Source organism: Levilactobacillus paucivorans (genome assembly GCF_001437125.1).
Lineage (GTDB): Bacteria > Bacillota > Bacilli > Lactobacillales > Lactobacillaceae > Levilactobacillus > Levilactobacillus paucivorans.
Genome location: NZ_JQCA01000049.1, coordinates 26,583 through 38,402, shown reverse-complemented (window position 1 = coordinate 38,402; position 11,820 = coordinate 26,583). Strand labels below are relative to the sequence as shown.

The following is an 11,820-nucleotide window of genomic DNA, read 5'->3' as shown; positions in this document are numbered from 1 at the left end:
TGGCCATGGGCCATTCTTTATTTAATTAGTGTTGCACTTAAAGTGTAAATTCAAGCGCGTAAAAATATTGATAAGTTAGTATTCGTACCAACCATCGTTTTATTTGTACTCGCGTCATTGTTATTCATTTTGGGCGGTGGCCAGTTACAAGCCACGCTGAGCTCCATCTTGAATTGGATTGATACTCGCATGTCATGGGCCTATATGATGGTGTACGTGGTCAACTTTTTATTTTTTATGTATTTGGCATTTGGTAAATTTGGTAAAGTAAAACTTGGTGACCCAGAGGACAAACCTCACTATAGCAACTTCCAGTGGGGGTCCATGGTCTTCGCTACGGCGATCGATGCCAGCATCTTGATGCTGTCCATCGTGGACCCATTGCGCTACTTACAACATCCAGCGTTTGGACTGAAGCCTTTCTCTGGAGAGGCTTACAGCGCAGCGCACATGTTGGGGCAGTTCAACTGGGGCCCAATGGCTTGGATGATGTTTGCGCCAGCCACCATTGCGATTGCTTATGTGTTGTACGTCAAGCACGCGAAGGTTCAACGAGTTAGTGCCGCTATCACCAGTCTTCAGGGTGACAGCAAGGGCAAAGTCATTGCTCGGCACGTCGTGGACTTCCTGGTGGTTTTTGGTATCATGGGCGGGATTGGCTCATCCGTTGGGATGGAAATCCCCATTATCTCCAAGGTTTTAAGCCGGCTTACCGGTGTTCAAGACAATTTGATGCTAAAAATTGAACTCTTTGTGATTCTGTTTATTCTGTTTGCGGTCACGGTCTTCCATGGGTTAAATGGTGGGATCAACCGCTTAAGTTCCGCTCATATTTGGACGGCGCTGGGGCTATTAGCGATTATTTTAATTATCGGACCCACAGTTTATATTTTAAATTCTGAAACGAACAGTATTGGTTTGATGGCTCAGAAGTTTGTGGCCATGTCGACCAACACCTTACCTAACGGGGGAGATAGCACTGCTCAGCAGGAAACTATTTTCTACTGGGGTTGGTGGCTCTCCTACATGCCCGTCATGGGACTCTTCATTGCCCGGATTTCTAAAGGCCGGACGATTCGTCAAGTCCTCGTGGGGATGTTGACGTATGGGGCCTTAGGGTGCATGAGCTTCTACGCGATCTTCGGGGGTTACTCCCTGTGGTTACAACGTACCGGGGCTGTTAACCTGGTTCACATCTTAAACACGCAGGGTCAAGCCGCCGTGGTTGCCACGGTGATTGCGACATTGCCATTTAAGATGATTATCCTGGCTTTGTACTGTATCTCCTGTTTCATCTTCTTGGCCACGACGATTTCGTCGTCAGCCTTCATCGTGTCATCCTTTACCAGTCTTCACTTGGATGACGGTGAAGAACCAAGTCGCTGGAACCGGATGATCTGGGTGGTTGTCTTCATCTTCTTCTCCTTCGGAATTGTGATGGTTGGGGGCTTCAAGACTGTTCAAACGGTCTCCACGATCGCTGGATTCCCATTGATGTTTGTCTGTGTGCTGTTGTTGCATTCAATCTGGCACATGTTGGCTGCCAAGCCAAAGACGGCACCAGTGGTCGTGCCACAACCGGTGGTTGTTCGTCGGATTACCGTCGAATTGCCACGTGCGGTTCGCGGGCCAATGATTCTTTCACCGGACCACGCGAGATAGAGTGCGGACTAAGGCGGTTAGGTCCTGAGCATTAACGTCACTTGGTGCCAGTTCGGCGAAGCCGGACGGGTGCTAAGTGGGGTTAAGCGCAGGGACCTGCCTTAGGGAGCACGTTTCCGAGGCTGCCAGTACCGGGATTGGAAGGCGAGAGTCGATCCTTTCCATCTGACAGTTCTCAGCAAAGCAAATCAAACTTAACAAAAACAAGAGTCACCAGCGCCTCTCCACAAAGGAAAGGTTACTGGTGACTCTTTTCGTTTCAGGCTAATGAAGCTGACACTAGTTTAATTTCAAAGTCGTATCAAAGTTCTTCGCAAAGTTGTTATCATTCTCGTCATCGGTATCGTAGAAGGCGTCCCATTTCAAACGAATGGACGTGAGACTAGCAACCGACTTGAGGTTCGGCAATAAGAAATAGACATTGCCGTCCTTGACTGTCCCTTTATTGAGATCGCCATCGAAGGTGTCACTCAGACTCATGTCGGAATTGACCTGTTGGCCGAGATTAGTGTTCAACGTGGCTTGGGTGGGGTAAGCGGCAATGTCGCGACCAGCCTTGATCTTGAAATGAACGGCAATGACACCATTGAAGGCTTTCTGTTGGTCACTTTCATCGAGTTTAACGGCCTCGGCGGTCTTAGCGACCACGACCTTATCGATGGCAAAAGTGGATTTCGCCCAGTTACTATTTTGATAAGCCTGGTGGTAAGTCTTCTGCTGACTGAGGCGAACTTGGGAATCACGAAGCGTCAGACTTCCGCCCTTCGTGGCACCGTTTGTAGCGGACTCAGCTGGTGTATCGGTAGTCTGACTGGCAATGACCGCGGCGCGAGTAATCGTGCTCAGCGAGACATAGGAGCCGGCAAAGATGAGTGACAATACCGCTAGGATGGTCCAAGACCACCACGTCCTGGTCCAATGTGTCGAAGTCGGCGAGGTTGTGAAGCGGTTGTTTGCCTCAACTGCGGGTTGCGTCAGTAGTACTAGTAAGATAATGGGACCCACAGTGGGAATTAGGGATAGCCAGAGGAAGTGACCGGACCGGTTGGTGTCATGTAGCCGCCGAATGGTAGCCGTGAATTGGATGACACTTAGGACGGCGACAACCGCCCCAATTAGCAGAAAGGCAATCGTTTTTCCCGGAGATAGGACGAGGCCCTTGGAAAAGAAAACCAGACTGAAGAGAACCGTCACAACGAGACTGATCAACACAATATCCAGGTAGAGCCACCAATAGTCTGCCCGTGAGAAGCGGCCCTTAACTGTAAAGGCCGCTTTGATTCCGCGGTCGAAGGCACTGGCCATATTGGGCCTATCGCTCGTCGGGTTCGGTTCTGAAGTTGGGGTGAAGACGACGGTTGGACCTGGTTCTGAATCGGGTTGAGATGGGTTCGTGTCCGTTTGTGAGGCCGCTTTTGCCGCCTCGTCGTGAGTGGCTGGCTTTTCTGGTTCCGAGGAAGACTCAAAATCTGCTATGGGTTGCTTAGCCCCACAGCTCGGACAGAACGTGGCTTCAATGGGGATCTTCTTACCACAGTGTAGACAAAACTTAAAATTGGGTTCAGTTGGCATTGGGGGCACCTCCATGGGCTAGACACAGTCTGTAAAGACAAGTTTAATTTAACCATACACTAGCTGGTTTAGATTTAAAAGGTTTAGTTACTGCGTCTGTTTCCTATGTCAAATTTTTACGGGACAGGCGGCCTCTTTCCCGTCAGATATGATACAATGAGCTCGTGTTACCAATCATTGCAGGAGGGGTTTTATGGCAGACGAAAGTAATAATCCACTATTTTTCCGGCGGATATTAATCACGATTGACGAGGACGACCGGCCGTCGACGAGCCGGGCTTTCCGGTTCGCGTTGACGATGGCCCGGGACTATCAGGCTCATCTGGGGATTGCCTCCGTACTTGAGAACAATGATATCAGTATTTATGAGTCACTGATGCCCGACAAACTCAACCAAAAGCGCGATCACCTGAAGGCCATCGTGCAAGATTACGCCAACAGAGCGAAGGCCTTTGTGGTCGAAGATGTTCGGTCAATCGTGGGTGAGGGTGGCGATGTCGATGACGTCATTCTTCAAAAGATTGTGCCAGAATTCAAACCAGATCTGATCGTTTCGGGAGCTGACGTTGACTTTGCTAGTCATGGCCGTCCTGGGGCTATCGGGTTACGTTTGGCGAAGAAGTCAGACGTTTCAGTTATTGTCATTCGATAAACAAATAATGGTTCACTGCCGCGTTTTAGGCAGTGAACCATTTTAGAATCAGTTATAATAGCGTTAGAAAACGGTTCGAAGGGGGAGAGCACATGCCAACACCACAACGATTAGGGTTCTTATTCGACCTCCATGGAGTTTTAGCCGACTCATGGCAATATCACCTGCGCTCATGGCAGACGATTGCCACCGAATTGGCGATTCCTTGGACGGCAGAGTTGGCTGCTAAATTACCAGGAATGAGTCGAGACGACTCGCTGGGGGCTATATTGGCCTCTGTGGGCCGCCAGGGGGACTTTAATGCCAGTCAGCGACAAGTGATCACGGATCATGAAAACACGCTGTACAGGCAGTATGTGGCCGCTCTGACCCCAGCAAACTGTTTACCAGGAATCCCAGCGTTTCTCCAGGAATTGACAGAGGCTGGCTATCCGTTGGCCGTGGCTTCGGCCTCGACCAATGCTGCCAGTGAGATTGATCATTTGGGATTACGGAACTATTTTCCACATATCGTGGATGCCCGGCAACTCAAGGCCAGCAAGCCTGCGCCGGATGTTTATCTTGCCGCAGCGAAATTGGTTGACCGCGAACCCGGAGATTGTGTGGCATTTGAGGACACCGTGACTGGGGTGCAATCGGCTCTGGCCGCTGGTTGTCGCGTAGTTGGGATTAATCAGAATCCCTTACCCGGCGCAACCGTCATGGTGGCCAGCACCGGTGACCTTAGTCTGTCAGTCGTTCGGCAGGAACTCGATCTGCCAGATGTTTAAGTAGGAATTCTTTTAAGATAATTGCTTGGTTGTGTTCCTCGTCCTTGGCGCCGTATAATAAAATCACATCTTGATCGGCGAGTTGTCCCGCAACCAGGTCCAAGAAAGACGGTAGCGCTTCGTTGGCTTCGATTTCCGCCACGTAGCGTTTTTTGAATTCTGGAAACTTCTCAGGTTCGTGGTTGAACCATTTCCGGAGGTCGGTCGTGGGACCCATTTCTTTTTCCCATGAGGCCAATTGCGCGTTCACCTTTGAGATGCCACGCGGCCAAAGCCGATCGACTAAAACCCGATACCCGTTGAGATCAGCGGGTTTGGTATAAATTCTTTCACACTTAATTGCCATAAGGAATCATCTCCATGGTCCCATTCTAACATAGCAAACGGGAGGTAAATGATGTCAGATGCATTAGCGGATTTCTATACTGGGCGGCCAACGCCCCAGATTGCTCAGGACTTGTTGGGGCACGAGTTGGTCTATCAAACACCAGCTGGAACCATGAGTGGGTGGATTGTTGAAGCCGAGGCTTATCTCGGGGAACAGGACACGGCAGCGCACGCCTTTAACGGGCGATACACGGCGGCCAATGCGGCGCTCTACGATGCACCGGGAACGATCTACATTTACATCTTGCGGGGTTATTATATGTTCGACGTGGCCACGCAAGCCGAGGGAACGCCTCAAGGGATTCTGATCCGTGGGATTGAACCCCACGAGGGCCTCGACCTGATGCAACAAAATCGTGACAAGCCGGTGCCGGATGTGACGAATGGTCCCGGTAAATTAATGGCGGCTTTGGGGATTCAGTCCAAGGACCTGAATCGCACGATGTTGGGGGATCAGAACCTGACGATCACGCCAACCGCGACGCGCACGCCACGTGAAGTCGCGGCAACGTCGCGGGTCGGCGTGTCCGCCGGGAGCTGGCAAGATCGTCCGTTGCGGTTTACCGTAGCCGGTAATCCATTTGTCTCCGGCAGTCGCAAGCGCGACTGGGATCGTGAAGGGCACGGGTGGAAGTAAGTATGGTTGACCACTATTCGCCAACTTCCGGTTTCTCTGCACACAACCATTTTCAACTTGAACAAGCGGGTTGCGAGGGGTAAGCTATCTTCTAAGGGGAGCTGATAGTAATGGATGAAATTACATCTTTTGAATATTCTGCCGGGGCCGGGGCTTTAAATTCTAATGTTTACAAATTCAAGGTTGACGGCAAGAAAATACTTAAAATTGATTACCCAGATAAGAATGGGTTTATCGCGGTTCATGAGCAGAATGGCGAGACAGAGTACATTAAGGCGTCATATATGAAATTCTCTACTTCCAAGTAAAACTTAAAATAGGCTCGAATCTTTATTATCCTTTTTTACAAGGGATAGTCGGGATTCGAGCCTATTTTACTGAGCTTTTTAGCGATATAGTTTCGTTCCAAAATGCACCGCCGCGGCACCTAGGTTGAAGCGTTCAAAGTGAACCTGTGCCAATCCAGCCGCTTCAAACATCGCCACCAATTCGGTCACGGAGACGAAGCGATGCGTCGAACTTTGGAGGTAGTTGTAGGCCTGGTAGTGGTGAACCAGGCGGCCCATCATGGGAACCACGTGACCAAAGTAGAGTTGCCAACCGGCATGCACCAATCGGTTGTCAGGCTGTGAGGTTTCGAGGCAGACCACCTGGCCGCCGGGCTTGACCACCCGAGCCATTTCGCGGAGAACTTGGTTGGCATCGGGGACATTACGCAGACCGAAACCGATCGTGACGACGTTGAAACTGTTGTCCGGGTAGGGCAGATGCATGGCATCGCCTTGACGCAAGGTGATCCGGTCCTGTAGACCAGCTGATCGTACCTTATGAGTGGCTTCCTGTAGCATGACCGAGCTGAAGTCCAAGCCCACGACTTGACCGCTAGGGCCGACTGCTTGGGCCAGGGCCAACGTCCAGTCCCCCGTGCCGCAACAGAGGTCCAGGGCAAAGTCCCCAGGCCGAACAGTCATCAGTTCCATGACGCGTTTTCGCCAGATACGATGGGTTCCTAGGCTAATGAGGCCATTCATCTGGTCGTACTGTGGTGCGATGTGGTCGAAGATTGTTTGAACGGTGTCCTCTGATGTTTGATTGGTTAAGGTCATTTGTCGTTACCTCCTGGCTAATACGACTCGTTTTGATTATCTTCAGTGTAAAACAAAAGAGTGAGAATCAAAACTGATTCCCGCTCTTAATTGAAAGTCTGATTAGTCTTTAGGCTTAAAGTTGGTACTTTTTGTCGATCTCGTCGCCTTGAGAGGTCAGGATCTTAGGACCATCATCGGTGATGACCAAGGTGTGTTCGTATTGAGCGGACAGCGACCCATCAGCCGTGACGTAGTAGTCCCAAGACTTGTCGGCAGTTTGGCGAGTGGCAATCTCCCAAGTTCCCAGGTTGATCATGGGTTCGATGGTAATCGTCATGCCGGCGCGTAACCGCAGGCCCTTACCAGCTTCACCGTAGTTGGGCACGTTTGGTTGTTCGTGCATCGTGGGTTGAATCCCGTGACCGATTAATTCACGGACATCGCCCATGTGTTCCTGACCTTCGGTGTAGGCTTGGATAGCGTGACCAATGTCACCGATCCGGTTGCCGACAACGGCTTGGTCAATCCCCAGGTACAGGGATTTCTTGGTGACATCCATCAGGTGTTGGGCTTCTGGGCTGATCTTACCAACCGCGTAGGTCCAGCAAGAGTCACTTTCAAAGCCGTCCAGGTTGACGGTCATGTCGACGGCGACGATGTCGCCTTCCTTGAGTAAGAGTTCCTTACGAGGAATGGCATGGGCCACTTCATCGTTGACGCTGACACAGGTGGCATACTTGTAGCCTTCAAAGCCCTTTTCGGAAGGAGTAGCACCATGTTCTTCAATATACTTGTTGGCAAACCGTTCGATTTCCCAGCTAGAAATTCCGGGCTTGATGATGTCGCGTAATCCCTTGTGGACACCGGCTAAAACGGCTCCGGACTCCGCCATTTTTTCAATTTCACGTGCTGATTTAATGGTTATCAACGTGTTACCTCCTCAAAAATTTCATCTGGTTTCACTAAAATCAAGTTGCCGCTGACGTGCGAATAAGTCCGTAAATGTCAGCTAACAACTTGGAACCAGACATTTTCATACAATACTAATTTACACCTAATTTGTTATTTAGGCGAACCGAGTCTTTGATCCCAGTCATACTGGAAAGCGTTACGGTTACTTATCAAAGAAGTGGGTTTTAATCAAATGGGCTGCGACCAGGATTAAGAGGCCGAGTAGGGTGAACTTGAAGTCCGTCACGAAACAATAGACCAGCCAGGCCAGCAGGGCAAATAAAAAGATAAAGATCAGTTCGTCGATGATGGTCCGCATAAACTCGGAGTTCCTTTCATATTGGGTTGACGGCAGAAACGAGTCTGAGACGACTGTCCCAAACTCGTTTGTGAGGTGCTCCCCGGTGGAAGTCACCGTTATTCGGCGGTTAGCCGGTCAATGGTCCCGTTATCAATTTGGGTCAAGATACGCTTAGCTTCCGTGATTCGAGCGTCACAAAGGAAGTTCATGGCGTTGTCCTTTTCGTCTTTAGCGCGGTTCATTTGTTCGGTTAGAAAATTAATTTCGTCATGTAAATAGGCTACTAAGTCCATACTTTACCCTCTCTTTATCGTGTCATAGTTGTGCTCACAGGTTCGTAAACACCAATTACATTTATTGTACCAAAGTTTACCCCATAAGTAACTCGATTGCTTAGACTAATCACGGGGCGCGTTGGTTTACAGAGAATGAGAAAAGGACTACGATAACTATTAGTTGATAATGTTTCTAAAGTAGAAAAGTGGGAGTGAGTGAATGGAGAAGGCAATTGATTTACAGGGAAAGCCATACAATCACCTGGCGTTTATTTGGACGTTGCTGGCGGGGACCTTCACCATGTCGATTAGTCAGTCGTCCTTGTCGACGGCCTATCCGACACTGATGCGGTACTTTAACGTGCCAGCATCAACGATTCAGTGGCTAACGACAGGATTTATGCTGGTGATGGTGGTGATGATGCCGATCAGTCCGTGGATGCTTAACAACGTCCGTTTTCCGGTCATGTTTGTGAGCGTTTTGGCCTTATTCGATATCGGAACTTTTATTATTTATCTTGCTCCTAGCTTTGGCCTGATGATGTTAGGCCGAGTGATGGAGGCCATGGCCGTGGGGATCATGTTTCCTTCGTATCAAACTGTCATGTTGCGTATTACCCCAGAAGACCAGCGTGGTGCGGTAATGGGAATGGCCGGACTCGTCATGGGGTCGGCCTTGGCCGTGGGTCCCATTATTTCAGGAATCATCCTGCGTTACACCACTTGGCAGGGACTCTTCGTGGTCTTTATGGTTATCATTACCGTTGTCTTCTTGATTGCGCTTAAAACGATTAAGGACGTCATGCCCCAGGCCACGTCGCACTTGGATTACTGGTCCGTGTTGAGTAGTATTGGTTTCATTGGGATTTTGTATGTCGTTAATCAAATTGGCAAGGCCAATGCCAACTGGACCCTCATGTTGGGGTTGTTAGTGGTCAGTGTCTTGGCAGTAGCGTTCTTCGTTTGGCGGCAATTTAACGTCGACACGCCACTGCTGGATTTGCGGGTGCTCAAGACCTTCAACTTCGATCTGGCGGTTCTCTTGACGGGAGCGTCTTACATTGCCTTGATCGTCGTGACCATCATCTTCCCACTGTATTATCAAGAAGTGTTGGGACTATCACCATTTGCCTCGGGGATGGCTTTGGTGCCAGGGGCCATTGTCCTGAGCTTGCTGAATCCATTGACGGGGAAACTAGCCGACCGGATTGGGTTTAAGGCCACCATGCTAACGGGGATGAGTATGATCGTCGTCGGCTGGCTCTGGTTAAGCTTGGTTGGTGGTCGCCAGTCCCTGCTGGCAATGGTGCTGACTGCGGCCCTGATCGAAGGGGGGAACGCCTTCGTCATGATGCCAGCCGTCACTTTGGGAGCCAACTCATTACCAGATAATCTGATCTCCCACGGGACTGCCGTGATTACCACGGTGCGGCAAATCCTGGGATCGACTGGGGTTGCCGTGGCCACGTTGGTGCTGGCTATGGTCACCAGCAGTCATGCCAAGGTGGGCAGTGCCACAGTAGCGACGCTCGCCGGGTATCGTGCCGTGTTCCTGACCTTCCTAGGTGTCGCCATCGTTGGCTGGATCTTTGCGGTCATGTTACGTGACGGTCGGAAGTCGGTTGCTAAATAAATTTAACCTTGCGAGAAACAAGTGAGATATTGAACCCCCTGAGTGGACTTTCACATTCAGAGGGTTCAATTTTTTTTAGTTTTTAAATGATATTATCTCAAGAAATCGTTCGCCTGTTTAACAAAGTCATCGTTGAATTGGAAGACACCAGCGTGGCCGGCATCAGGATAGATCACGAGTTTGCTGTTTTTAAAGGCTTTGGCGAGGTCATAGCTGTTAGGTTTTGTTGGGACCATCAAATCATCGTCTCCATTGGCGACTAAGACCGGAATTTCAAGCTTGGAAAAGTCGATGGCAGTCTCGGTACTCCACTGGTTAATGGCCTTTAGTTGCGTCCGGTAAGCATTCCAGCCAATCGAACGGTCGCGGTTCGTCTTCCGGGCCTTGATGCGCTTCAAGAAACGGGCGGCTTGGTTCTTACCGTTGGCCGTTCGGGTGAAAAAGAGGTAGGTCTTCACGTCTTTAAAGGTGAAAATGGCCTTGGCTAAGGACCGATCGGAGATGCTGGTCACGTTGCCGATACCTTGACCACCACGAGGACCCGTTCCCGTCAACATGGCCCGTCGAATCAAGGTCGGTTCCTGATTGATGACCTCTTGGGCCACGAAACCACCCATTGAAAACCCGAATAAGTCGATCTGTTTGAAACCGAGGGCATGGATAAATTCACGAATCTCTTGGGCCATGCCTTGAATGGTCTTAGCAGCTTTCCCGCCGGAACCGCCAACGCCCTGGTAGTCTGGTAAGATCAGTCGGTGTTCTTGGGCGATACCGTCGATCACAGTTGGATCCCAGTTGTCGAGATTACCAGAAAGGTGAATCAAGCCGATTACGGGGACACCAGTGTCCGTCCCAATCTCGCGGTAGGCAAAGGTTTTCTTTTCCGGGGTGACAATGGTCTTGGTTGGTACATCAATGTATGAGGTCATAGTGAAGAGTCCTTTCCGGTGAAGTGAACGCGTCCGTTGACCTGTTTCGCAGTCTTCATTAGCGATTCCTTCTTTTGTCTTAATGACAGGTTAGAGATTTAATGGTTAAAAAGAGTCTACTGCATTAAGTAACAAAAATCAATGATTGTAACTTTCAAAATTAAAAACATGAAATTCGAAGGAGCGGATCGGCTGTAATGAGCTGGTTCGTTCCTTCGAATTGGGTTTGGTAATCTTGAATTCAACTTAACTCTGATTGTTTCGAATAGTCGAAAGAGATGATAAAAACCGTTGGATCTTAGCCGGAGGAGGCCAGGGATGGAGCCGGCCGTGAAGGTGGTGTTAACTGGTGGTCTTCCAGTTTACAGCACGGGCGACTTTGAAGACCCGTGCCTCTGGCGGGGCTTCAAATCGAGCGAGAAGCCCATAGGGCTGAAGCGTCCCCACAGCAGGCGGAATCCCTGACAGCCGCAGGCGGCCTTTTGATCACCCAATGGACTTATCTAATCCACCCGCTCAAAGACTTCGCAGAGACAGGGAATCTGTTCGTTAAATGGCTCATCGGATTCGTTCTGATATTCTTGGGTAAAGACTTCGCGGTGAACACGACGCCAGTAGGCCAATGTCCGATCGCCTTCGCCTTCATGATAGGCATGTTCAGCCGTGACGTGGTCAAAAGGCATCTCCTCGACCACCTTCGTTTGCGTCACACAAACCGGCTGATCGTGGCTGTCTAGGATGATGTTATATTCGCCTACGAACGGGCGAGCCTCATCAGGTTCATAGAGACCCAGGGCAGATGTGGTGGCTGTTTTCTGGCCAATTGCGACTAAGTGCGCGAGTTCGTCCGCATCTTCATAGCCAAAGGGATAGGCATCATAGTGATCAGTGGTCACTTCCGGGTGACGGGATTTGAATTCCTGCCAGAATTCATCAATGGTCATTTGCATGTTCCTCCTAAAG

14 protein-coding genes are annotated in these 11,820 nt (G+C 50.0%); 6 read left to right on the top strand and 8 right to left on the bottom strand.

Annotated features, from left to right (window positions below; translation table 11 throughout):
• Window positions 1-48 precede the first annotated feature (48 nt).
• Window positions 49-1,662, top strand: a complete 1,614-nt coding sequence (locus IV54_RS05390; RefSeq protein ID WP_338034229.1) for a BCCT family transporter — start codon at window positions 49-51, stop codon at window positions 1,660-1,662.
• Between the two features lie 279 nt (window positions 1,663-1,941).
• On the opposite strand, the gene IV54_RS05385 is transcribed toward IV54_RS05390, so the two are convergent.
• Complete coding sequence (locus IV54_RS05385) at window positions 1,942-3,234, bottom strand: DUF805 domain-containing protein (RefSeq protein WP_057878375.1); 1,293 nt, start codon at window positions 3,232-3,234, stop codon at window positions 1,942-1,944.
• A 193-nt stretch (window positions 3,235-3,427) separates the two neighbouring features.
• Here IV54_RS05385 and IV54_RS05380 point away from each other — a divergent pair, with 193 nt between their 5' ends.
• Entirely contained in the window at window positions 3,428-3,886 is a 459-nt protein-coding gene (locus IV54_RS05380; protein WP_057878374.1) for a universal stress protein, read from the top strand.
• 92 nt (window positions 3,887-3,978) lie between these two features.
• A complete protein-coding gene (locus IV54_RS05375; RefSeq protein WP_057878373.1) occupies window positions 3,979-4,656 on the top strand; it encodes an HAD family hydrolase in 678 nt (225 codons plus the stop codon).
• Here the strand turns inward: IV54_RS05375 and IV54_RS05370 are convergent.
• Window positions 4,610-5,002, bottom strand: coding sequence for a DUF488 domain-containing protein (locus IV54_RS05370; protein WP_057878372.1), 393 nt, complete (start codon window positions 5,000-5,002; stop codon window positions 4,610-4,612). The two genes, IV54_RS05375 and IV54_RS05370, sit on opposite strands and share 47 nt — an antisense overlap.
• A 51-nt stretch (window positions 5,003-5,053) precedes the next feature.
• Between IV54_RS05370 and IV54_RS05365 the strand changes: the two genes are divergently transcribed.
• Together IV54_RS05365 and IV54_RS05360 are read left to right on the top strand one after the other, a co-directional pair.
• Window positions 5,054-5,680 carry a DNA-3-methyladenine glycosylase gene (locus IV54_RS05365; protein WP_057878371.1) on the top strand — a complete coding sequence of 209 codons (627 nt, stop codon included), beginning with the start codon at window positions 5,054-5,056 and terminating at the stop codon, window positions 5,678-5,680.
• A 110-nt stretch (window positions 5,681-5,790) separates the two neighbouring features.
• A complete protein-coding gene (locus tag IV54_RS05360) occupies window positions 5,791-5,988 on the top strand; it encodes a hypothetical protein (RefSeq protein WP_057878370.1) in 198 nt (65 codons plus the stop codon).
• A 78-nt stretch (window positions 5,989-6,066) separates the two neighbouring features.
• Here IV54_RS05360 and IV54_RS05355 read toward each other — a convergent pair whose 3' ends face one another.
• The 4 genes from IV54_RS05355 to IV54_RS11920 all read right to left on the bottom strand — a co-directional run bounded on the left by IV54_RS05355 (window position 6,067) and on the right by IV54_RS11920 (window position 8,313).
• Window positions 6,067-6,786 (bottom strand): demethylmenaquinone methyltransferase, encoded by a 720-nt coding sequence (locus tag IV54_RS05355; RefSeq protein WP_057878369.1) that lies wholly within the window; start codon window positions 6,784-6,786, stop codon window positions 6,067-6,069.
• Between the two features lie 115 nt (window positions 6,787-6,901).
• A complete protein-coding gene (gene map / locus IV54_RS05350; protein ID WP_057878368.1) occupies window positions 6,902-7,696 on the bottom strand; it encodes a type I methionyl aminopeptidase in 795 nt (264 codons plus the stop codon).
• Between the two features lie 186 nt (window positions 7,697-7,882).
• Window positions 7,883-8,038: a hypothetical protein gene (locus IV54_RS11705; RefSeq protein WP_157054361.1), complete on the bottom strand. Its 156-nt coding sequence runs from the start codon at window positions 8,036-8,038 to the stop codon at window positions 7,883-7,885.
• 98 nt (window positions 8,039-8,136) lie between these two features.
• On the bottom strand, window positions 8,137-8,313 hold the full coding sequence (locus tag IV54_RS11920) for a hypothetical protein (protein WP_164478999.1): 177 nt from the start codon (window positions 8,311-8,313) through the stop codon (window positions 8,137-8,139).
• A gap of 202 nt (window positions 8,314-8,515) precedes the next feature.
• Here IV54_RS11920 and IV54_RS05345 point away from each other — a divergent pair, with 202 nt between their 5' ends.
• Window positions 8,516-9,928 carry an MFS transporter gene (locus IV54_RS05345; RefSeq protein WP_057878367.1) on the top strand — a complete coding sequence of 471 codons (1,413 nt, stop codon included), beginning with the start codon at window positions 8,516-8,518 and terminating at the stop codon, window positions 9,926-9,928.
• A gap of 92 nt (window positions 9,929-10,020) precedes the next feature.
• On the opposite strand, the gene IV54_RS05340 is transcribed toward IV54_RS05345, so the two are convergent.
• Window positions 10,021-10,857, bottom strand: coding sequence for an alpha/beta fold hydrolase (locus IV54_RS05340; RefSeq protein ID WP_057878366.1), 837 nt, complete (start codon window positions 10,855-10,857; stop codon window positions 10,021-10,023).
• A gap of 503 nt (window positions 10,858-11,360) precedes the next feature.
• Window positions 11,361-11,801 carry an ASCH domain-containing protein gene (locus tag IV54_RS05335; protein WP_057878365.1) on the bottom strand — a complete coding sequence of 147 codons (441 nt, stop codon included), beginning with the start codon at window positions 11,799-11,801 and terminating at the stop codon, window positions 11,361-11,363.
• Window positions 11,802-11,820: the final 19 nt, after the last annotated feature.

Excerpts from the sequence above, each read along its gene's own strand:
- IV54_RS05385 (WP_057878375.1), bottom strand. The coding sequence starts at position 3,234 with ATGCCAACTGAACCCAATTTTAAGTTTTGTCTACACTGTGGTAAGAAG.
- IV54_RS05380 (WP_057878374.1), top strand. The coding sequence starts at position 3,428 with ATGGCAGACGAAAGTAATAATCCACTATTTTTCCGGCGGATATTAATC.
- IV54_RS05375 (WP_057878373.1), top strand. The coding sequence starts at position 3,979 with ATGCCAACACCACAACGATTAGGGTTCTTATTCGACCTCCATGGAGTT.
- IV54_RS05370 (WP_057878372.1), bottom strand. The coding sequence starts at position 5,002 with ATGGCAATTAAGTGTGAAAGAATTTATACCAAACCCGCTGATCTCAAC.
- IV54_RS05365 (WP_057878371.1), top strand. The coding sequence starts at position 5,054 with ATGTCAGATGCATTAGCGGATTTCTATACTGGGCGGCCAACGCCCCAG.
- IV54_RS05360 (WP_057878370.1), top strand. The coding sequence starts at position 5,791 with ATGGATGAAATTACATCTTTTGAATATTCTGCCGGGGCCGGGGCTTTA.
- IV54_RS05355 (WP_057878369.1), bottom strand. The coding sequence starts at position 6,786 with ATGACCTTAACCAATCAAACATCAGAGGACACCGTTCAAACAATCTTC.
- IV54_RS11705 (WP_157054361.1), bottom strand. The coding sequence starts at position 8,038 with ATGCGGACCATCATCGACGAACTGATCTTTATCTTTTTATTTGCCCTG.
- IV54_RS11920 (WP_164478999.1), bottom strand. The coding sequence starts at position 8,313 with ATGGACTTAGTAGCCTATTTACATGACGAAATTAATTTTCTAACCGAA.
- IV54_RS05345 (WP_057878367.1), top strand. The coding sequence starts at position 8,516 with ATGGAGAAGGCAATTGATTTACAGGGAAAGCCATACAATCACCTGGCG.
- IV54_RS05340 (WP_057878366.1), bottom strand. The coding sequence starts at position 10,857 with ATGACCTCATACATTGATGTACCAACCAAGACCATTGTCACCCCGGAA.
- IV54_RS05335 (WP_057878365.1), bottom strand. The coding sequence starts at position 11,801 with ATGACCATTGATGAATTCTGGCAGGAATTCAAATCCCGTCACCCGGAA.